Source organism: Neobacillus solisequens, from assembly GCF_051233465.1.
GTDB lineage: Bacteria > Bacillota > Bacilli > Bacillales > Cytobacillaceae > Neobacillus.
The window spans coordinates 189431-211705 of the sequence record NZ_JBKFGJ010000004.1 but is presented as its reverse complement, the minus strand read 5'-3'; the positions used below and the strand labels follow the sequence as shown (position 1 = coordinate 211705).

The following is a 22275-nucleotide window of genomic DNA, read 5'->3' as shown; positions in this document are numbered from 1 at the left end:
TCCTTTATTGATTTTTCGACCGATACATTTCAAATTCACCAGTAAACACCAGTTCATTATTGACAAAACTGGATACTTGGACAAAAGTTCTTCCGGTTAGGTCATCTATTTTCGCTACCTTTGCTTTGGCAATAACCCGCTCATCTAAGCGAACGGAGCGTTTAAATTGGATATTAGCTTTTGCAGTAAGGGCCAATTCATCATTTATGACGGCAACGGCAAGGGAATTTGCTTGGGCAAATACATGATGTCCTCGGGCAATTTGATTCCGTTTAAATACATGCTCTTCTTTTACATCAAAGATTGAAATAGCACTTTCGTCTAATTCTATATCAATGATTTCACCAATTATCTCTTCAATTGGCAGGGAACGCACTTCGTCTTCAAACCGTTTTTCCGCTACAGTTTTAATCCTTTCGCGCAGCTCAGGTATCGATAGTTCCAACCGGTCTAATCGAATCGTTTGTACACTGACTTGAAATTTTTCAGCGAGCTCTTCATCTGTTATAAAAGGATTCTCTTTAATGGTTGTACTTAATAGCTGTTGGCGCTCTTTTTTACTTCTTCTCATTTTCTACACCGTCCGAGATCTTATGACTAGGTACTAAGAGTAGTATAAAAGTTAAAAAAGCAGAATGCAAGAATAAGTTTTCTACTTGCTTTCTGCTTTTTTAGTTAGTATTCCATAAATCACTAAATTAATAGGGGATGTTGAAAATACTAATCAAGCTTTTCTCCAGCCAAAACACCTGATTCTTCAAGATATTTTCTTAGATATGCATATTCCTCAGTGCTCCAAAAATCTTTTGATTGGATTAACATGGCGGCATCGCTTCTGGCTGTTTCGAGGGCCCGGTAGTCGTGAACCATATCGGCGATCTTGAATTCTGGAATGCCGCTCTGTTTTTTGCCGAAGAAATCACCAGGACCCCTAATTTCCAAATCTTTTTCGCTAAGCACAAAGCCGTCATTGGTTTCAGTCATAATTTTCATTCGTTCTTGTCCTACTTCAGACTTCGGGCTGGCTAGCAGGATACAATAGGATTGATCACTGCCTCGTCCAACCCGTCCGCGCAACTGGTGCAGCTGTGACAATCCGAAGCGTTCTGCATCATAAATCACCATCATCGTGGCATTTGGGACGTTCACACCTACCTCGACAACGGTAGTGGATACGAGGATTTGGACCTCATTCGAACTGAACTCCTTCATCACAGCGTCCTTGTCATCTGAGCTCAATCTCCCATGCATTAAGCCCACCTTAAAGCGATTTTGAAAATAATGTGACAGGGTGGTATGAACATCAATTGCATTTTGGACATCGAGTTTTTCTGACTCTTCGATTAATGGACAAATGACATAAGCCTGATGCCCTTTTACTAATTCTTTTTCAACGAATGCCAGTACCCTCTCCAGCATTTCCGGTTTGGCCCAATAGGTTTCAATCGTTTTACGTCCCGCTGGCATTTCATCAATAATGGAAACATCCATTTCTCCAAAAACGGTAATCGCCAAGGTTCTAGGAATCGGTGTAGCGGTCATAAATAAAACGTCAGGATTTTCTCCCTTTTCCCTTAAGATTCGCCGCTGCTCCACACCAAAGCGATGCTGTTCATCCGTTATACAAAGACCCAATTTTTGAAAACTGACCTCATCTTGAATCAGTGCATGGGTACCAATTAACACATGGACGTGACCTTCCATTAATTGTTGGAGAATTTCTTTACGCCTCTTGCCCTTAACGGAGCTGGTCAATAATTCACAGATGATTCCAAACGGCTCTAATAGATGTTTTAAGGACTCTGCGTGCTGTTCCGCAAGAATTTCTGTCGGCACCATTAATGCTCCTTGGAAGCCCGCTGTAACACTTGCATATAGAGCAATGGCTGCTACAACTGTTTTCCCTGAACCTACATCTCCCTGAAGCAATCTGTTCATTCGATAGGGTGATTTAAGATCTTTCAAAATTTCATTAACCACCCGTTTTTGTGCATCGGTCAATGGGAATGGAAGCTTGTCAATAAATTCCTTTAATTTTAGCAAATCATACGATTGACTGATGCCTGGAGAATGCTCCCTTTCGAACTTTCTTAAACCTTGCATCTTTAATTGAAATAAAAGAAATTCCTCATAAACAAAACGTCTTCTTGCTTGTTTCACCTCGTCCTGGTTTTCCGGAAAGTGAATCGATTTTACAGCATCTTTTCGATTAAGCAATCGATATTTAACTAAAAAAGAATTTGGTAAATTCTCCTCTATTAGACTTCCATATTGCTGATAAGCGATGCTGATAAATTTTCGCATCCCTTTGGTAGTTAATTTTCCTCTTAACGAATAAACGGGTTCAAAATGATTATTTTTTTTATTCTCCCCCAACTGTAGTTCATTCGCGGTAATCAATTGTTTGTGTGCATCCCACTTCCCTGTCACAGTCACAAGACCATTCATACTAATTTTATTTTTTAAATAAGGCTGGTTAAAAAAAACTACCTTGATCAGATAAGCTCCAACTAATACCCTGATCGTCAGCTTGGACTTCTTCCTGCCATAATAGACAAGAGAAGGTTCACTATGAACCTTCCCTTCCACGGTTACTTTCTCTTCATGCTGTACCTCGGCTAAATCTCGGAGACGATAATCTTCATAGCGATACGGAAAATACTCAAGTAAATCTCGGACTGTATAGATCCGCATTTCTGATAACATTTCAGCAGTTTCTTCACCAATTCCCTTTAATATGGTTACGGGTTGATTAAGATTTGGATTCACTTTTACTGAGCGGGATACCGAAAATCTTTGCCTCGAGCGCCCGGCCCGTCGGTGTCGCCGCCAACCCTCCTTGTCCAGTTTCTCTTAAGGCCGTTGGCATGGTTTGACCTATTTTATACATCGCATCTATAACTTCATCACAAGGAATTCGGCTCTTAATACCAGCAAGCGCCATATCCGCAGCAACCATTGCATTTGCAGCTCCCATTGCATTTCTCTTAACACATGGGACTTCCACAAGCCCTGCCACTGGGTCACATACTAGCCCAAGCATATTCTTTAGTGTTATAGCCATTGCTTCTGCACACTGTTCAGGAGTTCCACCGGCCATTTCAACTATTGCCGCAGCCGCCATTCCAGCAGCTGACCCTACTTCTGCCTGACAGCCCCCTGCGGCCCCGGAAATAGAGGCATTATTTGCGACTACGAATCCGAACGCACCGGATGTAAATAAAAATGAGATCATTTGCTCTCTGGTCGGATTCAATTTATTTTTAACAGCAAATAATGTTCCGGGAACAACACCAGCCGATCCTGCCGTCGGAGTGGCACAAATGGTTCCCATAGCGGCATTGACTTCATTTGTTGCAACCGCTTTACTAACTGCATCAAGAATTGTTTCTCCTGATAAGAAGTTGCCTTTTTCAATATATTTTTGTAGAAGGACCGCATCACCACCGGTTAAACCTGAATGGGAGGTAACGCCTTTAATGCCTCTCTCTACCGCTTCCTCCATGACAGTTAAGTTTCTGTCCATTAGGGAGAGAATTTCTTCCCTGGACCTCCCAGTTACTTGTATTTCTTGTTCTATCATAATTTCCGATATTTTTTTATTTTGACTGTCCGCAAGTTTAACCAATTCTGCTACATTTCGAAACACTTTTGACCCCCCTCTATGTTGTATTAATCCACAATTTTAGTTACCTTTAATATATTTGGAAGTTGCTCCAACTCAGTTATCAGTTGGTCATCGATATTTTGGTCCACCTCAATCGTCATTAGGGCCATTTTCCCCATTTCTTTTCGTGCGACCTCCATATGACCAATATTAATTTCATATTTAGCCAGAGTATTGGTGACACTGGCAATGGCGCCAAAGCGATCATTATGGACTACCAGAATGGCTGGATGATTACCTGATAATTTTAGGTCGAACCCATTTAATTCTGTGATCTCAATTTTGCCTCCGCCAATTGAGACACCTACGAGTTCTAAATCTCCATTTTGATCTCCGATAATGACTCTAGCTGTATTCGGATGCTCAGGTACTGCATCCTCCTCAATAAAATGCAATTTCATACCATGTTCTTCAGCAATTTCAATTGCATTGATAATTCGCGTATCATCTGTATCAAAATCCAATAACCCTCCCACAATGGCTACATCTGTTCCATGACCTTTGTAGGTTTTTGCAAAAGAGCCATATAAGGAAATATTTGCCCATTTAGGTTCTCTGCCAAATAAGCTTCTGGCGACTCTGCCAATTCTAGCGGCACCTGCCGTATGGGAACTAGAAGGACCAATCATGACCGGACCTATGATATCAAACACACTTCTATATTTCACAATTCTTCCCCCTTTGCCAAAAATATCTCTTACTCTAATCTATTCTTTCTAATGTATCCTGGCTGCCTCAATTATCAAAAAAGAAATTAGGAAAAATCCAGAAAAAATTATTTCGGTATACAAAAAAAAAGAAGAAGGGTGACCCCTTCTATTGTATCTGTAACTTATTCAATTGAAAAGATAAAAGAATATAAAGGCTGACCGCCATTGTGAGTTTCAATTTCCACATCAGGAAATTTTTCCTCTACAAACTCAGTGAGCTGATTGACAGACTCTTTTGAAACATCTTCACCATATATAATCGTTAAGATTTCGGTATCTTCATCGATCATCTGCTCTAAAAGTTCCTCCGCCGCCTTCACTTTGTCTTTATTTTTAATGACAATTTTCCCTTCGGAAATCCCCATGAAATCATCTTTTTCAATTTCCAGTCCATCTATTTGTGTATCACGTACTGCAAACGTAATTTGTCCTGTCTTTACATGGCTAAGAGCCTCTTTCATGGCAGATTGATTTGTTTCAACATCTGCGGTAGGATTAAACGCGAGTAATGCAGACAGGCCTTGTGGAACAGTTTTCGAAGGAATAACATAAATATCTTCATCCGACACTTGAACAGCCTGCTCTGCTGCCATGATAATATTTTTATTATTAGGTAAAATAAATACTTTTTTCGCATTTACTTGTTTAACGGCTTTGACGATATCCTCCGTACTTGGATTCATAGTCTGGCCGCCTTCGATTACTGCATGCGCACCAATACTTCTAAATAGATTTGCAATCCCCTCTCCCATTGAAACGGTTACAATACCATATTCCTGTGGTGATTTAGGAGATTCTGGACGGGCAGTTACAAGAGGAGTTTTCGTATCACCAACAATATTGGTATGCTGCTGGCGCATATTTTCTATCTTCATATTAATCAAGCTGCCATAACGTTGACCATAGGTTAAAACTTCTCCCGGCTGTTCGGAGTGAATATGGACTTTAACAATATCCTCATCAGAAACCACTAATAAAGAATCACCGTATTCACTTAACACATTTCGGAAATTATCTTCATTAAACGGATTTTTTGAAAGTTTATCACTTTCAAATTTAACCATAAACTCAGTACAATAACCAAAAACAATGTCTTCGGTATTAATATGGCTTTGAACGCTTTTATGGTGTTCAGCATTGACCATTTCATCCATTGATGGCAGTGCACTTGGAACATCCGGTAGTTTTTCACCCTTTAATTCTGCCAAGAAACCTTCGTAAACACAAACAAGGCCTTGTCCACCGCTGTCAACGACACCAACTTCCTTTAATACAGGTAGCAGATCAGGAGTGCGTTTTAGGGAAGCTTTAGCTTCCTTCACAATATCCTCCATAATCACAATGATATCCGTGTTTTTTTGAGCGGATTGTACTCCCTTTTTTGCAGCATCTTTTGCAACGGTTAGGATTGTTCCTTCAACCGGTTTCATCACGGCTTTATAGGCAGTTTCTACTCCGGCTTCAAAGGCTTGAGCAAAATCCTTTCCAGTTATCTTTGCTTTACTTTCAATAAATTTCGAAAAACCACGAAACAATTGAGAAAGAATGACTCCGGAATTACCTCGGGCTCCCATCAGCAAACCTTTTGAAAGGGCCATTCCTACTTTACCTATATGTTCCTGAACATTATTTTTTACTTCTTTTGCACCAGAGGTCATTGATAAATTCATGTTGGTTCCGGTATCACCATCCGGTACAGGAAAAACGTTTAGGGCATCAACCATTTTGGCATTAGCCGTTAAATTATTGGCCCCCTGAATCACCATTTCGGCAAAACGTTTTCCATCTAATGTTGTAATAGACACAAAGCTTCCTCCTTACTATGGGTTCGTCACACGAACTCCCTGAACGTAAATATTTACCGAATCAACGGCAAGCCCAACAGTCTTATCTAGGGTGTATTTAACTTTTGATTGCACATTGTGGGCAATTTCGGAAATTTTCGTTCCATAGCTGACAATAATGTACATATCAATATGTAATGCTTCGTTTTCTTGACGAACAATTACGCCGCGAGTAAAATTTTCCTTGCGCAAAATTTCTGTTAGACCGTCTTTAATTTGATTTTTAGAGGCCATACCGACGATTCCATAGCATTCGATTGCCGCACCACCAGCAATAGTAGCGATCACTTCATTTGAAATATCAATTTGTCCGTACTTAGTTTTTAATTCAATGGACATGAATCGTTCCCCCTTTGGAATAATACTCCTTGGCTACAGTCATTTTACTATAGTCATCACAATATTGAAAGACATACGTTGAAATTTGAAATTTTCTGGTGCAATGCCTAGGGGCTCAGGATCATAAGCTAATCCGTCATGAAGGTTAAAAAGCAACCTTCCTACCAGCTCGTCTTATACCTGTCGCCCCTGATCAAGGCGCTTTCGCTTTTCTTGTTGTCAAGGTATTTTTCTTGAAACCTTTTTAGATTAGTATTGCATTCGGATAAGTAGTGTGTTAAATTATTAAGGTATGTTAAGGCTAGGAAATATGGCCGAGCCATTTTTCTATATGTTCAATGAGCATGAAAAATTGCCATTTAAAGCTTTCGGTAGTTAAGGAGGGAAATCACTATGCCACGTAAATGTGTAGTAACTGGAAAGAAAACCACTACTGGTAACGCACGTTCTCACGCTATGAACGCTAACAAGCGCACATGGGGTGCTAATTTACAAAAAGTTCGTATTCTTGTTGACGGTAAACCAAAGCGTGTTTGGGTTTCTGCAAGAGCGTTAAGATCCGGTAAAGTTGAGCGCGTATAAGTCTCATGGGCATCCGTTATAGGATGCCTATTTTTTTTGTCCAATACCTACTTCTTTTTTAATATTCCCAAAATCCAAATTAAAAAGCACCCAAATGGGTGCTCGGATTTTATGAAGGAATAAAAACAATTAAATTGAATGATTCTTTTTTATTCTTTCTTATTAAACACACCAATCATCGCCCGGACAATTCCGCCTAAAAACCTTGGCAGTTTAATCGTATAAAATTTCATACTGTCCCTCCTCACAAATCTCACGGTTTTCCTATTTGAATACGGAAGCTTTCGTCGCCCTTACCATATTATTCATTGGAACGAAATCAGTACCAAATGAATTGGCCTACTAATCATGACTTCTTATCACTATTAATATGCCTTCGGAAAATGAAAAAGTACCATAATCACTAATAAGTTCATTACTAATACATAGTGTGGAACCGAGCGTAATATACCGATTTTTCAACGGATATTTAAACCCTTCCAGCGTCAAATCGGAGACTGCAAGCGTTAATGGAACAAAAGAAATATATTTTGCGGAATCCATTTTTTTAATATTGTGGGTACCTGGTTCTTTTAAATAGGCGATATTATAGCGGTCAATTAGATATATTTCCGTGTTGCTTTGTTCTCTTAACGAGTGGATCATTAGTTGAACATTGGCCAATAAATGATCCAATCTTCCACCAGTCGCGCCAAAGATTCTTATTATTTTTGGATGCTGATTCATTGCCCAATTCAAGGCAAGCTCCAAATCCGTTTCATTTTTTTCAGGTTTAAAGCGTTGCATCTCTCCTACGTTATTTTCAATATATGTTAACTCTTGTTTGGACACTGAATCAAAATCACCAAAAGCCAGTTTAGGATGAATGCCCCTGTTTAACAAATGAAATACACCTCGGTCCACACCCACCCAAACTACATCTGCTTCGTTATAAAGGCGTAAATCAGGCAAATGGTCTTCGGGACCTCCTGCAAGTATATGGATAATCATTGTTTACCTCCCTGCAAAAAGAAAAGCCGGGCTTAAAGCCGGCTTTTTTTTATCCTTTTATTTGTGAAATTGCTAGGGCATAGTCTTCTTGATTATAGACAGCCGAACCGGCAACAAGTATAGTTGCACCTGCTTCTACGCACAATTTTGCCGTTTCTGGATTGACTCCGCCATCAATTTCAATTTCAATATCGAGCCCTTTTTCTTCTGCCATCGCTTTCACACTTCTAATTTTATGAAGTACCTCAGGGATAAATTTTTGACCGCCAAACCCAGGATTCACTGACATTAACAATACCATATCAATATCTCCTATAATGTGCTGGATACTCTCCACCGGTGTGGCAGGATTTAACACGACACCCGCTTTTACACCAAATGATTTGATATTTTGGATGGTCCGATGCAAGTGGCGGCAGGCTTCAACATGAACTGTAATATAATCTGCACCTGCTTTGGCAAAGGCTTCAATATATTGATCCGGATTTTCAATCATCAAATGCACATCTAATGGAAGATTCGTAACAGGACGAACTGCCTCTACAATCAGTGGACCAATTGTAATATTAGGTACAAAATGTCCGTCCATTACATCGATATGAATGTAATCAGCTCCTCCTTTTTCAACAGCGATAATTTCTTCCCCTAATTTTGAAAAATCAGCTGAAAGGATGGAAGGTGCGATTTTCACCATAATAATTAATACCTCGGCTTTCTGTCTTTAATTTCCTGCAAAAAGTCTACATAATGCTCATAACGGTAATGAGGAATCTCCTCTGAGTCAACCGCCTGTTTTACCCCGCACTTCGGCTCACTTATATGAAGACATCCACGAAATTTACAATTCTCACTTGCCTTATGAAGTTCGGGAAAGCAAAGGGTTAAATCTTCTGCTTCAATATTCGTAAATTCAAGAGAACTAAAACCGGGGGTATCCGCAACAAGTCCGTTACCTACTTCAATTAATTCAACATGTCTGGTTGTATGCTTTCCTCGGCCCAAATGGGATGAAATATCATTTGTTTTTAGCTCTAGATCTGGTCTTAGGGCATTTAACAAGGATGATTTCCCTACTCCTGATTGCCCGGCAAACACAGAGATTTTGGCTTCTAAATGAGGATATAGAAGTTCAATTCCTGCTTCGGTCTCGGAAGAGGTCAATATCACCTCGTAACCCGCGGCTCGATATTGTTTCGCATATTCTTCAATTGTTTGCTTTTGGGCAGAATTTGTTAAATCCATTTTCGTAATACAGATGATAGGCTCTATATGATTAAATTCTACAAGGACTAAAAAGCGATCCAATAATACTGTACTAAAATCCGGTTCAACAGCGGAAAACACAAGGAAGGCACGATCGACATTCGCAATGGGTGGACGAATCAATTCATTTCGCCGTTCCTTTATTTCCAGTATATATCCTTCTTGGTCATTTTCTGCTTGAAAAACAACTTCATCTCCGACTAGAGGGGATATTTTATTCTTTCTAAACACCCCTCTACCTCGGCACTGGATTAGCCTTTCATCATAAAGGACGTAATAAAAACCGCTAAGGGCTTTAATAATTTTTCCTTCCGGCATAGCAGCCCTCCTTAAAAATCTTTCATTCATACGTTAAACTCTTTTATTCTGTATCGTTATAGTTAAAGTTTTCTTCTGCTATTACCTTCGTATCACGAATAATTCGATATCCTGCCTTTTTACCATATGGAATCGTCAGTTTAATTTGTCTTTTTGTGTTCTCGGTAATATAAAAAGTATCAGCAGGTTCGGTCATACTATGGTTCATATCATCAATGTAAATAAGAACTTCCTGCTTTTGACCGGGCTGCCCTGGAATTGTCGGTTCAAAAGGAATCGTCACTTCCTTAATTACTTCTTTCGGAGGCTTTTCCTCTATTCCTTTTGAAATCACGATGGTCACTTTATCACCTTTTTCTAGCACCGTACCGGAAGCTGGAGATTGTGATATGACCATTCCTTTAGGGATATTATCATCATATTTTTCCTGTGAAGCGTCTAAATTCAACCCCACCAGTGAGGCATAATCCTGAGCACCCTTGAGATTGTACTGTGTCAAGTCCCTCAACACAATCTTTTCCGGACCCTTACTGACAACAAACTCCAACACTGTATCATCAGGAACAACCTTTTTACCTGTTTCAGGGACCTGACTAATAATGGTGCCCGGTTCGCTTTCATCGTATTTTTCCGTTTTCTGGATTCCTTTAAAGTTTTGCCCCTCTAATAAACTTACTACCGTATCATATTGTTGTCCAACATAGTTAGATAACTCGTATTTTTCTTTGCCCTTACTAATATAAAGATTGATTTTCCATTTTTCCTTCACAGTACTTCCAGCTTCAGGATCTGTTTTAATAACTTTTCCCTTTTCTATTTTTTCATTATTAATTTCAATCTTCTTGCCGATTCCCAGCCCTTTTGCTTTTAGTCTAGAAATGGCATCATCCGTGTTCATACCGCTAACATCTGGGATGTTAACATCTTTTGCGGTGATTATTCCCGGGGTTAACGCCACTGCAACACCTGCAAGAATAAGGACTAACATAATGGAAATTAAGATAATCGGCCATTTTTTTCGCTTCTTTTTTGCCACACCTTTTGCCTTTTTATCTGCAGGTGTCCCCGAATTTCCGTTACTATGAACCAGCGTTTCATCGAGATTTTGCAATGGGCGATCATTAGTAATGACTGGAATGGCTTTTGTCGCCTCATCATCTACTGGAATCATAAATTTAGGCTCATCTATTCTTTCCGGATTTAAGGCAGTCCGTAAATCCTCCTCCATTTCATCCACATTGTCATAACGGTGAAATGAATCTTTTGCCGTTGATTTTAATACAATATTTTCAACACTTTGAGGAATGTTTGGATTCCATCTTCTCACAGATGGGGTCTCTGATTGCAAATGCTTTAGAGCAATGGATACAGCAGACTCTCCAGAAAACGGAAGCCGTCCCGTTAATAACTCAAACATGACAATCCCAAGCGAATAAATATCCGACTTTCGATTGGCCATGCCGCCACGTGCCTGCTCCGGTGACAAATAATGCACAGAGCCAAGCACAGAGTTGGTTTGTGTAATACTGGTTGCACTCAGTGCCATGGCAATTCCAAAATCAGTAATTTTAACATTCCCTTTATGATCTACTAATATATTTTGTGGCTTAATATCACGATGAATAATATGATTATGATGGGCGTGGGAAATTGCCGAGGTCAATTGTCGCATAATCCCAATTGACTCTTCCACCCTTAAAGGCGAATTCTGTTGTATGTATTGTTTTAACGTTTGACCTTCCACATACTCCATAACAATATAGTAAAGGTCTTTCTCCTCGCCTACGTCATAAATATTTACTATATTTGGATGATTGAGACTCGTTGCAGATTGTGCTTCCCTATGAAATCTTTTAATAAATTCTTCATCATTTGCAAAATCTAATCGAAGCATTTTAACCGCTACATCACGGTCCAGAATCATATCATGAGCCAAATACACATTGGCCATGCCGCCTCCGCCAATCATATCCAATATTTTATAGCGGCCGCTTAATCTTTTCCCGATCATCATTTTATATATCACCTTCAATGCTTTCTGAGAACTCTACGATTGCCAAGGTAATGTTATCCTCTCCACCATACTCATTAGCTAATTCGGTGAGTGTAGTAGCCTTTTGTTCAAGGTGATCTTCATTCTGGAGAATTTGAGTCATTTCCGATTCGCTCACTTTATTGGAAAGGCCGTCAGAACATAACAGAAGAATATCTCCCTCTTCGAAGGTAATGGTTTTAATATCAATTTCAACCATTTTTTCTGTTCCTAAAGCACGCAATAAAACATTTTTCCTAGGATGATGTTCTGCATCTTCCTTGGATATTTGTCCCGATCTTACTAATTCATTCACATAGGAGTGATCCTCAGTTACCTGCTTAAACCCAGATTCATTTAGCAAGTAACCTCGGCTGTCGCCAATATTAGCCATTGTTACAAAACGGTTGGTGCTAAGAGCCGCAACAATGGTCGTTCCCATCCCATCACATTCAGCATGTTGAATGGCATGTTCAAAAATCATCTCATTTACCCTCGTAATTTTTTCTTTTAACCATTTTTCGGCATCATCCGCGGTAAAGATCCCTTGTGTTGATTCCCATTCACTTTTTAAATAGGATATCGTCATTTCACTGGCAACGTCACCGGCACGATGTCCACCCATTCCGTCAGCAACAACCGCCAGACGATGACCGTCCTTGTTTAAAAACACACCACCGGCATCTTCATTGTGAAGACGGATTTTTCCTCGATCAGTCTGAAATACCGCTTTCATACTTTTACATCGTCTCCTCTTTTCGCTCCTTTGCACGAAGCTGTCCGCATGCAGCATCAATATCATGCCCGTGCTCCCGGCGAATTGTCACGTTAATCCCGCGATTTTTCAATGTCTTTTCAAACGCAAAAATTTTATCTTTTGGTGTGCGCACGTAATCTCTCTCTGGTACATAGTTAACCGGTATAAGATTTATGTGGCATTTAAGTCCTTTTATTAAGGCTGCCAATTCTTCCGCATGCTCAGTAGAATCGTTTACCCCGCCAAAAAGACCATATTCAAAGCTGATTCGACGACCTGTCTTATCGATATAATACCTTACCGCTTTCATTAAGTCATCAAGTTTATATGCTTTGTTAATTGGCATTAATTTTGACCTTAATTCCGTATTAGGAGCATGAAGGGAGATGGCAAAGTTAATTTGCATATTCTCATCTGCGAATTGATAGATTTTTGGTATGATTCCACTTGTTGAAACAGTGATATGACGTGCTCCAATATTGAGCGCTTTTTCATGATTAATAATCTTTAAAAATGCCAGCATATTATCGTAGTTATCAAATGGCTCACCGATTCCCATGATAACTACTGAACTGACCCGCTCTTCCATCTCATCAAGAGCCTGTTGTACTTTTACCACTTGTGCTACAATTTCACCAGCCTCTAAGTGGCGTTTTAACCCCCCTAGAGTGGAAGCGCAGAATGTACATCCGATACGGCACCCAACTTGAGTTGTTACACAAACTGAATTCCCATAATCGTGCCGCATTAGGACTGTTTCGATAGAAAAACCGTCGTGAAGTTCAAATAAAAATTTAATCGTTCCGTCTGATGATGTTTGCTGAATGATCGTTTTTAACGTAGTTAGTTCAAAGTGAGCAGCAAGATTTTCTCTTAAGTTTTTTGATAAGTTGCTCATATCTTCGTAGGAGCCCACTCTTTTTTTATAAAGCCAATCAAAGATTTGCTCAGCTCTAAATGGCTTCTCCCCAATTTCCTGAAGCCATTCCTTTAGCTGATGTAGCTCCAGTGAATAGATTGATTTTTTTTCCTGTGTGATGGTTGCCTCTGTTGTATTAACTGGTTCCAAGTTTATCCCTTCTTCCTTAACGCTGCGATATAAAAGCCATCTGACCCAAAGTGTTGAGGTAATATTTGTAAATCATAATCTGAAATAAATGGCTGAATGGCTTCCGGCATTCTTGACCGCAAGCTATAATCTCCTTCAAATTCAGAATGATCCCCCAAAAAATTTTTAATCATTTGTTCGTTTTCTTCTTTATCTACCGTACACGTACTATAAACTAAAGTTCCACCCTTTTTAACTAGCGGTGAAACAGCTTGTAAAAGTTGCTGCTGAATCATGCTTAATTGAGTAATATCCTGTTCCTTCTTGGTGTACTTCATATCAGGTTTTCTTCGCATAACACCCAATCCTGAGCATGGTGCATCTAGCAATACTGAATCAAAAGAACCCTCTTGGAAATGTTCACTAACTTTTCGAGAATCCAAAGCTACCGCTTTTATATTTTCCAATCCTAATCTCTGAGCGTTGTCACGTATTAATTTTACCTTATGCTCGTGAAGGTCAATAGAGATTACCTCACCTGTTCCTTTCAATTTTTCAGCGATATGTGTTGTCTTCCCTCCAGGAGCAGCACAAGCGTCCAAAACAGTTTGATGATCACTTACACCTAGAGCATACGCAACCAACATTGAACTTTCATCCTGAATGGTTAATAATCCATTTTGGAACACTTTTGAGGTTGCAAGATTCCCTTTTAATGAACGGATCGCTTCAGGAATAACAGGACTTTTTTCTATTTGAAAGCCCTCTTCCTCTAATTGATTGACACATTCGTCCCGGGAAATTTTTGCAATATTAACACGTGCGGTTTGCAGCGGTGCAATTTGGTTGATTTCGCACATTTCTTTTGTTTTTTCATAGCCAAACTGGTCAGCCCATCTTTTCACTAGCCATTGTGGGTGGCTTGTTTCAAGAGAAAGGCGTTCAATCGGATCTTGGACTTGATCTAATGACGGGAGTCCCTCACGTTGGATCGTTCTGAGGACCCCGTTTACCAGCCCTGCTATTCCTTTATGTCCACGTTTTTTAGCAATCTCAACTGCCTCATGAATCGCAGCATGGTCCGGAATTTTATCAAGGTAGACCATTTGATAGAGTGTTACCCGCAGCAAATGAAGAACCCAATTTTCCAATTTACGGCTGTTTTTAATAAATGGACTTAGATAAAAATCTAAGGCCATTTTTCTCTGAAGAGTCCCATAAACCAGTTCAGTCAATAAACCAACATCCTTTTGAGGAATCTGGTGTTTATTTATCGCATTATTTAGCAACAAATTGCTGTATGCCTGATTTTTTTCGATTGTGATCAACAGCTCTAAGGCTGTTTCACGAACATTTTTTTTAAAACTTGCTGTCATGTTATTCTCCCAACTGATTGCCTGCATTTAGTTTAGAGCCAGATCCACGTAAATATTGCTCACAAGACATCTTCGTTTTTCCTGAAGGCTGAAGTTCGGTAATTTTAATCGCCGTGTCGTTTCCGGCTGCCACGATTATGCCATCTGATTCTATCTTAACTATGGTACCTGGGATTGCATCTGTTTTTTCCTTAACTTTACCTGCACGCCAAATTTTTATAACTTGACCATCCATTGTTGTAAACGCCACAGGCCAAGGATTTAATCCGCGAATCTGGTTAAAGATCTCTTCCCCGGATTTGTTCCAATCAATTTTTTCTTGTTCTCGTTTGATATTAGGAGCAAAGGTTGCTTCTGCATCATTTTGCGGGATTGGTGTCAGCTTCCCTTCTATTAATAAAGGCAGTGTTTCTGATAATAATTTGGCACCTGCCGCGCTCAATTTATCATGCAAAGTCCCAACATTATCCTCTTCTGTAATCGGAATTTCAACCTTTGTCAAAATATCTCCGGCATCAAGTTTCTCTGCCATATACATAATCGTTATTCCCGACTTCTTTTTTCCTGTTAATAGTGCGTAATGAATTGGTGCACCACCTCGCAATTCCGGTAATAGTGATGCATGAACATTGATACAGCCGTATTTAGGTGCATCAAGGAGCTTCTTAGGCAAGATTTGTCCGAATGCGGCCGTGACAATCAAATCCGGATTTAATGCAAGAATCTGATCCAGTTCTTCATCTTTCCTAATTTTTTCTGGCTGGTAAACCGGTATTCCTTGTTTTAAGGCTTCCACTTTAACGGGTGGTGGTGTTAGAACTTTTTTTCGCCCAACAGGCCTGTCCGGTTGAGTTACGACACCGATGACCTCATAGCCATCCGCAATGATTTGTTGTAAAACCGGTACAGAAAAATCAGGAGTCCCCATAAATACTATCTTTGTCATTCAGTGTCTTCTCCTTTTAACTCATCTTCCTCAAGGTATCTGGTAACCTTTGATGTAAATAAAACCCCATCAAGGTGATCTATTTCATGCTGAATGGCTCTTGCCAAGAATTCTTCAGCCTCCAGCGTATATTTTCTTCCTTTACGATCAAATGCTTCTATTTTTACGTAATTTGGTCTGGTTACTTCTCCATAAAGATCTGGAAAACTTAAACAGCCTTCCGGTCCTGTTTGTTCACCGTCTTGTTTTAAAATCTTAGGATTGATCATTTCGATTGTCCCAGATTCGTCATCAATATCAACGATTGCCACTCTTGCATCTTTACCTATTTGTGGAGCTGCAAGTCCTACACCATCAAACTCAATCATGGTGTCATACATATCATCAAGCAATTTTGCAAGCTTTCTATCAAATTTCTCTACTGGTTTACACTTAATCTCCAGAATTTCTGCTGGATACGTTACAATCTTTCTAATAGCCAAAACTTTACCTCCATCAAAAATTACAATAAACGTGGATTTTTATTTACCATTTTCACCCGAATTACATTAAGATAAACGGATTAACATCTACAGAAACTAGAAGTCCAGATTTTGCATCCTTTTGGTATTGATCCAAAATGGTTTTTAAAGTTCCTCCAAGGTTCGGTTCCCGTTTGTATTTTATCAGACATTGATACCGATATCTATTATTAATCCTAGCAATGGGTGACACTGAAGGGCCAAGGATCACCGCTTCATTTGAGATTTGCGAACGGACATATCGGGCAATTTTCTCTGTTGCCGAGACGGCAGCCATAAGTTGCTCGTGACTGACCGTTATTAACGCAAGGTAATAGAATGGGGGATAATGATGGAGTTTACGAACCATCATTTCTTGCAGATAAAATTGATCATAATTATGGGAACCAGCAAACTCTATACTATAATGCTCCGGCGTATAGGTTTGGATCACAACCTCTCCCGGCAACTGATGCCGGCCGGCCCTTCCACTTACTTGAGTTAATAATTGGAAAGTTTTTTCCGAAGATCGAAAGTCCGGCAAATGGAGCATCGTATCAGCAGATAGCACACCGACGAGCGTAATGTTTGGAAAATCGAGCCCTTTAGCAATCATTTGAGTTCCCAACAATATGTCTGCTTTTCCCTCTTGGAATTCATTTAATAATCTTTCATGTGACCCCTTTCGACTGGTCGTGTCCACATCCATCCGAATGACTCTCGCCTCTGGAAGTATCTTCCCCAGTTCATCCTCTACCTTTTGCGTACCAGTTCCGAAGTAGCGAATGTGCTCGCTTGAACATTCAGGACATACGCTAGGAATCGTACTCTCATATCCACAATAATGACATTTCATTTGTGTTCCTGCCCGATGATAGGTTAACGAAATATCACAGTTTGGACAGTTTACTACATAGCCGCAATCACGGCACATAACAAAGGATGAATGTCCCCGTTTATTTAAAAACAACACTGATTGTTGTTTTTTTTCGATACGGTCTTTTAACATGTCAAATAGCTTTCTTGAAAACATGGAGCGATTTCCGTCACGGAGTTCTTCACGCATGTCAATGATTTCCACCGATGGAAGCGCGTGATTGTTCATACGATTTGGGAGAGATAAAAGGTGGTATACTTTTTTCTGCGCTCTTGCAAAGGATTCTAAAGATGGAGTGGCACTGCCCAATACAACCGGGCAATGATAGGTTTCTGCCCTTTTTATCGCAACATCACGAGCATGGTAACGTGGCATTTCTTCCTGCTTATAGCTAGTTTCATGCTCCTCGTCTATGATAATGATGCCGAGATTTTCGAAAGGTGCAAAAATCGCTGATCTTGCCCCAACTGCTACCTTTACTTCTTTGCGCTGGATTTTTCTCCACTCATCATATTTTTCACCTGCTGATAGGCCGCTGTGAAGAACCGCTACTAAATCTCCAAAACGGCTTTTAAACCGCTGAACCATTTGTGGGGTTAACGAAATCTCCGGTACAAGTACAATTGCCTCTTTCCCTTTTTCAATCACTTCTTGAATGGACTGCAAATACACTTCCGTTTTCCCACTGCCTGTTACTCCGTATAATAAAAAGACCTCGTGTTTGTTCGTTTCAATTGCATGTAGGATCGGACTAATCGCCCCCGCCTGTGATTCAGTTAATGGCAAAGGCGTTGTTCGTTCGAACGTACGATTTTCATACGGGTCTCTGTATACTTCCATTTCAATTTCCATTAATATATTTTTCTGGATAAGAGCTTTAACAATCGATGACGAGATGTTTAATTCCGAAGATAAAAGTTTCAATTCGATTGGTTCAAGATGATCGATAAAATAGGCCAACACTTTCTTTTGTTTTTCGGCATTGGCTGGCAATGTGTTCATTTCCTCCATTAATTTCGCAGACGACACATTTGGCTTGATCACTTTTACCCATTTTTTTCTGACTTTTTCCTTTACTTCATATTGGACTTCAAGGAGTCCATTAGCTATTTCGCGTTGTAAAAGGGTAACTACCCCATTTTTCAATGCAGTATCCCAGTCAATACTTGGACCTTTTTCAAAATAGGCCTGCAAATGGAATGGTAAACTAGCTACACTGATTCCGGCAGCTAGCGTAACCTTTTTTTCGTACTTTGCTTTTAATGCCGCTGGAAGCATTACTTGGTAAGCAAAAATTTTAAAGCAGAGTGTCGTATCCGTTAACCAATCACCCAACTCCAATAGTTCTTTATTTAAGATTGGCTCCAAGTCCATTGGTTCGACGATTTCTCTTAATTGTTTAAAATCTGATTCAGATTTTATTTCTGTAACAAATCCCTGGATATTCCTCGGACCAAATGGGACAATAACTCTCATACCTGGCTGGATGATGTTTTCCCAATCACTTGGGATCAGATAATCAAATGGCCTATCTGTTTGTTTTGTTGGAACATCAACTATGACACTGGCAATTTTCATTTTTCTCCCAAATCCTTCAGAAGTGGTGTTACTTCAGCGATAATTTTTTCAGCCACCTCTGTTTTAGACATCATTGGCAGCTCTATAGCGGCACCATCCCGTTTATAAATTGTGACAATGTTTGTATCTGTTCCAAAACCTGCGCCTTCGGACTTCACATTATTGGCCACAATCATATCAGCATTCTTATTAAATAGTTTTTTCCTTGCGTACTCTTCAACGTTGTCAGTTTCAGCCGCAAATCCTATTAGGATTTGATTTTTCTTTTTTTGTCCCAGTTCAAATAAAATATCTTTTGTTCTTTCAAGCTCGAGATGTGCGTCGCCGGCTTGTTTTTTGACTTTTTGATCGTAAACCGTTTTGGGACGATAATCGGCAACTGCCGCTGTTTTGATAATACAATCAGCTTCGTCTAAATGCTTCATTACCTCATGATACATTTCTTCCGCACTTTCAACTTTTTTAAGCTCTATTGTATTTGAGGCAGTAAGCTGTACAGGGCCGGAAATAAGAATAACCCGGGCACCTTTTCTTTTCGCTTCTTCCGCTAAAGCATAGCCCATTTTGCCGCTGGAGTGGTTCGAAATAAAGCGGACAGGATCAATCTTTTCCCTAGTTGGGCCAGCTGTTATGATAAACGTCTTTCCTTTTAATGGAAGAAAAGGTTTTTGATTAAAATGATGTTGGATTAATTCAACTATTTTTTCCGGTTCTTCCAATCGGCCTTTTCCGACATACCCGCAGGCTAAATAGCCTTCACTCGGTTCAATGAACCTATATCCGTAATCAGCTAAAATTGATAGATTCCGTTTTACAGCGGGATGTTCATACATATGAACATTCATGGCTGGTGCGATCCAAACCGGTGCTGTTGCTGCCAACAATGTAGTCGAAACCATATTATCGGCAATTCCATTCGCTAGTTTCCCAATCGAATTGGCTGTTGCAGGTGCCAGAAGAATTAAATCGGCCCAATCCGCTAAATTAATATGGGCAATAACTTGTGGATTTTTTTCATCAAACGTATCAGTAAACACTTCATTCCGCGATAAGGCTTGAAAGGTCAAAGGAGTAACAAATTTAGCAGCTGATTCGCTTAAAATGACTTTTACTTGAGCACCTGCTTGGACCAGTTTGCTTGTCAGGGCAGCAGCTTTATAAACAGCAATCCCGCCAGTTACACATAATAATATTTTTTTATCGTTTAGCACCAAAAATCCCCCAATCCATACATCGATTAACTTTACCTTTTATTATGATGGAACTTAACTTTTTTTTCACGTTTTTCCTTCTTTTTTCGACATCTTTGGAAGCAAAAAATAAAAAGGCTGACATAGTCAAGCCTTTCTTTGCATCATGAACTGAATTTGTTTATTCAGCGGGTATCTCTGCTTTTTTTGATACACGATAAGTAAGTTCACCGGAATAAATTTCTTCCAGCGCCTTGCCAACATGTTTATGAGAAACATACTTTGGTAATCTCTCATCGTGAACCTGGGACATAACCCGAGCCCTTTTAGCAGCAACTGAAACCAATGAATATTTTGAATCAATTTTTTCTAATAATGAATCAATAGAAGGATAAAGCATGTTTATTCTACCTCCAACAACTTTTTGTATCGATGTTCTACTCTTTCTCGACGGCAATGTTCTGCCGTAACAATGGATTTTATTCGATCACAAGCTAATTCAACTTGATCATTTTCCACAACATAATCATATAATTCCATCATTTCAATTTCTTCTCGGGCCGTCAACATCCGATTATGGATGATATCCTCAGTCTCCGTGCCTCTTGTTACAATACGGTTTTTTAATTCAGTTAAGCTTGGCGGCATCAAGAAAATGAATAACCCATCAGGGAATTTTTCCCTAACTTGACGTGCACCCTTTACTTCAATTTCTAAAAATACATCTTTCCCTTGGTCTAACGTTTGTCGTACATAGTCAACCGGGGTTCCGTAATAGTTCCCAACAAATTCAGCATACTCCAATAGTTTACCATGTTCGATCATTTCTTCAAACTGTTCTCTTGTTTTGAAAAAATAGTCTATCCCGTCTCTTTCGCCTTCACGAGGCTTTCGGGTTGTAACTGATATGGAATATTCAAATGCTGTATCAGGTTGGGAAAAAATTTCTTTTCGAACAGTCCCTTTTCCAACTCCGGATGGACCGGAAAGTACAATCAGCAATCCTTTTTCCTGCATTTTCAATAAATCCTACCCTTCTTCAATCATTTCATCGCGATCAGTTAACCGGTGAGCAACTGTCTCAGGCTGCACCGCAGATAAAATGACATGATCACTATCCATCACTATTACAGCACGGGTACGCCTTCCATATGTAGCATCAATTAATGATCCCCTGTCACGGGCATCCTGTATAATTCTTTTAATTGGGGCGGATTCCGGACTAACAATAGAAATGATCCGATTTGCCGAAACAATATTTCCAAATCCAATATTTATTAATTTAATCCCCATGATTATCATCCAATCATCAATAATATATTTTGACCTCAGCAGACTTTTTCTAAACAGGATCTACTCAATATTTTGAACCTGCTCCTTTAGTTTCTCAAGCAAACTTTTTATCTCCACAACGATTAACGCGATAGTAGAATCATTTGCTTTTGAACCAATGGTGTTTGTTTCCCGGTTCATTTCCTGCACAAGAAAATCCAGCTTACGTCCGATTGGCTCATGATGGTTAAGTGTTTGGACAAATTGCTGAATATGGCTATTTAACCTGGTGATTTCTTCATTAATATCAGCCTTTTCAGAGAATACAGCCACTTCCGTTAAAATTCTCGTTTCGTCGATTTGCCCGTTTACAAACTCTTGCATTCTTTTTGTAAGTCGTTCTTTATATAATTGAACGACCACCGGAGCATATTTTTGAAGCTCGAAAATATGGGTTTCAACTTGGGAGATGATGGAGATGAGGTCTTTTTTCAACTCTTCCCCTTCTGCTATTCGCATTTGCTTTAATAAAACAACTGCCTCTTCCGTTGCCTTAAGTACCAGATCCTCTAGCTCTTCGTTATCGGCTTCACTCTCTTCAATATGTAAAAGATCAGGGCGGCTAATTAAGTCATGAAGGGTAATCGTCCCTGTTATTCCATATGTATCGCCAGCTTGTTTCATAAATTGGAAATATTCCTCAATTAAATTCCAATCAATATGTAGTTTTCTAGTAATGCTTCCTGCACCTTCCACGCTCACATAAACTTCTACTCTGCCGCGACGAATGTGCTGACCTAATTTCTTTTTCATCTTATCTTCTATTTTTAATAATTGCCTTGGCATTCTAATATTCATTTCGCTGAAGCGATGATTTACTGATTTGACCTCGACAATTACTGAAAAAGAATTAGATTCTGCCTTTCCCCTTCCAAATCCTGTCATACTTATAACCATAACTATAGCACATCCAATCTAGGATATAT

23 protein-coding genes are annotated in these 22275 nt (G+C 39.5%); 1 reads left to right on the top strand and 22 read right to left on the bottom strand.

Annotation, left to right across the window (positions count from 1 at the left end):
• Nucleotides 1-4: 4 nt before the first annotated feature.
• The 6 genes from fapR to ACI3K6_RS06810 form a co-directional block, all read right to left on the bottom strand.
• A complete protein-coding gene (gene fapR, locus ACI3K6_RS06835) occupies nt 5-571 on the bottom strand; it encodes a transcription factor FapR (RefSeq protein WP_435554221.1) in 567 nt (188 codons plus the stop codon).
• Between the two features lie 149 nt (nt 572-720).
• Complete coding sequence (recG, locus tag ACI3K6_RS06830; protein ID WP_435554220.1) at nt 721-2769, bottom strand: ATP-dependent DNA helicase RecG; 2049 nt, start codon at nt 2767-2769, stop codon at nt 721-723.
• Nucleotides 2753-3649 (bottom strand): L-serine ammonia-lyase, iron-sulfur-dependent, subunit alpha, encoded by an 897-nt coding sequence (sdaAA, locus tag ACI3K6_RS06825; RefSeq protein ID WP_335475374.1) that lies wholly within the window; start codon nt 3647-3649, stop codon nt 2753-2755. Before sdaAA ends, recG begins: the two co-directional genes overlap by 17 nt.
• 23 nt (nt 3650-3672) lie before the next feature.
• Nucleotides 3673-4335 carry an L-serine ammonia-lyase, iron-sulfur-dependent subunit beta gene (gene sdaAB, locus ACI3K6_RS06820; protein ID WP_335475376.1) on the bottom strand — a complete coding sequence of 221 codons (663 nt, stop codon included), beginning with the start codon at nt 4333-4335 and terminating at the stop codon, nt 3673-3675.
• Nucleotides 4336-4499: 164 nt separating this feature from the next.
• Complete coding sequence (locus ACI3K6_RS06815; protein WP_435554219.1) at nt 4500-6182, bottom strand: DAK2 domain-containing protein; 1683 nt, start codon at nt 6180-6182, stop codon at nt 4500-4502.
• Between the two features lie 15 nt (nt 6183-6197).
• On the bottom strand, nt 6198-6560 hold the full coding sequence (locus ACI3K6_RS06810) for an Asp23/Gls24 family envelope stress response protein (RefSeq protein ID WP_335475380.1): 363 nt from the start codon (nt 6558-6560) through the stop codon (nt 6198-6200).
• A 393-nt stretch (nt 6561-6953) separates the two neighbouring features.
• Here ACI3K6_RS06810 and rpmB point away from each other — a divergent pair, with 393 nt between their 5' ends.
• Complete coding sequence (gene rpmB, locus ACI3K6_RS06805; RefSeq protein WP_007087786.1) at nt 6954-7142, top strand: 50S ribosomal protein L28; 189 nt, start codon at nt 6954-6956, stop codon at nt 7140-7142.
• Nucleotides 7143-7291: 149 nt separating this feature from the next.
• On the opposite strand, the gene spoVM is transcribed toward rpmB, so the two are convergent.
• From spoVM to ACI3K6_RS06725, 16 genes are all read right to left on the bottom strand, one after another.
• Nucleotides 7292-7375, bottom strand: coding sequence for a stage V sporulation protein SpoVM (gene spoVM, locus ACI3K6_RS06800; protein WP_042356285.1), 84 nt, complete (start codon nt 7373-7375; stop codon nt 7292-7294).
• 109 nt (nt 7376-7484) lie between these two features.
• A complete protein-coding gene (locus ACI3K6_RS06795) occupies nt 7485-8132 on the bottom strand; it encodes a thiamine diphosphokinase (protein ID WP_435554218.1) in 648 nt (215 codons plus the stop codon).
• Nucleotides 8133-8181: 49 nt separating this feature from the next.
• Nucleotides 8182-8826, bottom strand: a complete 645-nt coding sequence (rpe, locus tag ACI3K6_RS06790) for a ribulose-phosphate 3-epimerase (RefSeq protein WP_435554217.1) — start codon at nt 8824-8826, stop codon at nt 8182-8184.
• A 5-nt stretch (nt 8827-8831) separates the two neighbouring features.
• Nucleotides 8832-9713 carry a ribosome small subunit-dependent GTPase A gene (gene rsgA / locus ACI3K6_RS06785; protein ID WP_435554216.1) on the bottom strand — a complete coding sequence of 294 codons (882 nt, stop codon included), beginning with the start codon at nt 9711-9713 and terminating at the stop codon, nt 8832-8834.
• Nucleotides 9714-9756: 43 nt separating this feature from the next.
• Nucleotides 9757-11727: a Stk1 family PASTA domain-containing Ser/Thr kinase gene (gene pknB, locus ACI3K6_RS06780; protein WP_435554215.1), complete on the bottom strand. Its 1971-nt coding sequence runs from the start codon at nt 11725-11727 to the stop codon at nt 9757-9759.
• Between the two features lies 1 nt (nt 11728).
• Nucleotides 11729-12481: a Stp1/IreP family PP2C-type Ser/Thr phosphatase gene (locus ACI3K6_RS06775; RefSeq protein WP_435554214.1), complete on the bottom strand. Its 753-nt coding sequence runs from the start codon at nt 12479-12481 to the stop codon at nt 11729-11731.
• 4 nt (nt 12482-12485) lie between these two features.
• Nucleotides 12486-13571 (bottom strand): dual-specificity RNA methyltransferase RlmN, encoded by a 1086-nt coding sequence (gene rlmN, locus ACI3K6_RS06770; protein WP_335475392.1) that lies wholly within the window; start codon nt 13569-13571, stop codon nt 12486-12488.
• Nucleotides 13572-13573: 2 nt separating this feature from the next.
• Complete coding sequence (gene rsmB, locus ACI3K6_RS06765) at nt 13574-14926, bottom strand: 16S rRNA (cytosine(967)-C(5))-methyltransferase RsmB (protein WP_435554213.1); 1353 nt, start codon at nt 14924-14926, stop codon at nt 13574-13576.
• Nucleotide 14927: 1 nt separating this feature from the next.
• Nucleotides 14928-15872, bottom strand: coding sequence for a methionyl-tRNA formyltransferase (fmt, locus tag ACI3K6_RS06760; RefSeq protein ID WP_435554212.1), 945 nt, complete (start codon nt 15870-15872; stop codon nt 14928-14930).
• Nucleotides 15869-16354 (bottom strand): peptide deformylase, encoded by a 486-nt coding sequence (gene def, locus ACI3K6_RS06755; protein WP_435554211.1) that lies wholly within the window; start codon nt 16352-16354, stop codon nt 15869-15871. Before def ends, fmt begins: the two co-directional genes overlap by 4 nt.
• Nucleotides 16355-16415: 61 nt before the next feature.
• Nucleotides 16416-18827, bottom strand: a complete 2412-nt coding sequence (gene priA, locus ACI3K6_RS06750; protein ID WP_435554210.1) for a primosomal protein N' — start codon at nt 18825-18827, stop codon at nt 16416-16418.
• Complete coding sequence (gene coaBC, locus ACI3K6_RS06745) at nt 18824-20038, bottom strand: bifunctional phosphopantothenoylcysteine decarboxylase/phosphopantothenate--cysteine ligase CoaBC (protein ID WP_435554209.1); 1215 nt, start codon at nt 20036-20038, stop codon at nt 18824-18826. The genes priA and coaBC overlap by 4 nt, the downstream gene beginning before the upstream one ends.
• A 160-nt stretch (nt 20039-20198) precedes the next feature.
• Nucleotides 20199-20417: a DNA-directed RNA polymerase subunit omega gene (gene rpoZ, locus ACI3K6_RS06740; RefSeq protein WP_435554208.1), complete on the bottom strand. Its 219-nt coding sequence runs from the start codon at nt 20415-20417 to the stop codon at nt 20199-20201.
• Between the two features lie 2 nt (nt 20418-20419).
• Entirely contained in the window at nt 20420-21034 is a 615-nt protein-coding gene (gmk, locus tag ACI3K6_RS06735) for a guanylate kinase (protein ID WP_335475522.1), read from the bottom strand.
• Between the two features lie 12 nt (nt 21035-21046).
• Entirely contained in the window at nt 21047-21310 is a 264-nt protein-coding gene (gene remA, locus ACI3K6_RS06730) for an extracellular matrix/biofilm regulator RemA (RefSeq protein ID WP_335475407.1), read from the bottom strand.
• Between the two features lie 60 nt (nt 21311-21370).
• Entirely contained in the window at nt 21371-22246 is an 876-nt protein-coding gene (locus ACI3K6_RS06725) for a YicC/YloC family endoribonuclease (RefSeq protein ID WP_435554207.1), read from the bottom strand.
• Nucleotides 22247-22275: the final 29 nt, after the last annotated feature.

Excerpts from the sequence above, each read along its gene's own strand:
- gmk (WP_335475522.1), bottom strand. The coding sequence starts at position 21,034 with ATGCAGGAAAAAGGATTGCTGATTGTACTTTCCGGTCCATCCGGAGTT.
- spoVM (WP_042356285.1), bottom strand. The coding sequence starts at position 7,375 with ATGAAATTTTATACGATTAAACTGCCAAGGTTTTTAGGCGGAATTGTC.
- rpoZ (WP_435554208.1), bottom strand. The coding sequence starts at position 20,417 with ATGCTTTATCCTTCTATTGATTCATTATTAGAAAAAATTGATTCAAAA.
- ACI3K6_RS06725 (WP_435554207.1), bottom strand. The coding sequence starts at position 22,246 with ATGGTTATAAGTATGACAGGATTTGGAAGGGGAAAGGCAGAATCTAAT.
- rsmB (WP_435554213.1), bottom strand. The coding sequence starts at position 14,926 with ATGACAGCAAGTTTTAAAAAAAATGTTCGTGAAACAGCCTTAGAGCTG.
- ACI3K6_RS06795 (WP_435554218.1), bottom strand. The coding sequence starts at position 8,132 with ATGATTATCCATATACTTGCAGGAGGTCCCGAAGACCATTTGCCTGAT.
- remA (WP_335475407.1), bottom strand. The coding sequence starts at position 21,310 with ATGGGGATTAAATTAATAAATATTGGATTTGGAAATATTGTTTCGGCA.
- fmt (WP_435554212.1), bottom strand. The coding sequence starts at position 15,872 with ATGACAAAGATAGTATTTATGGGGACTCCTGATTTTTCTGTACCGGTT.
- ACI3K6_RS06810 (WP_335475380.1), bottom strand. The coding sequence starts at position 6,560 with ATGTCCATTGAATTAAAAACTAAGTACGGACAAATTGATATTTCAAAT.
- rpe (WP_435554217.1), bottom strand. The coding sequence starts at position 8,826 with ATGGTGAAAATCGCACCTTCCATCCTTTCAGCTGATTTTTCAAAATTA.
- priA (WP_435554210.1), bottom strand. The coding sequence starts at position 18,827 with ATGAAAATTGCCAGTGTCATAGTTGATGTTCCAACAAAACAAACAGAT.
- fapR (WP_435554221.1), bottom strand. The coding sequence starts at position 571 with ATGAGAAGAAGTAAAAAAGAGCGCCAACAGCTATTAAGTACAACCATT.
- rsgA (WP_435554216.1), bottom strand. The coding sequence starts at position 9,713 with ATGCCGGAAGGAAAAATTATTAAAGCCCTTAGCGGTTTTTATTACGTC.
- ACI3K6_RS06775 (WP_435554214.1), bottom strand. The coding sequence starts at position 12,481 with ATGAAAGCGGTATTTCAGACTGATCGAGGAAAAATCCGTCTTCACAAT.
- pknB (WP_435554215.1), bottom strand. The coding sequence starts at position 11,727 with ATGATGATCGGGAAAAGATTAAGCGGCCGCTATAAAATATTGGATATG.
- rpmB (WP_007087786.1), top strand. The coding sequence starts at position 6,954 with ATGCCACGTAAATGTGTAGTAACTGGAAAGAAAACCACTACTGGTAAC.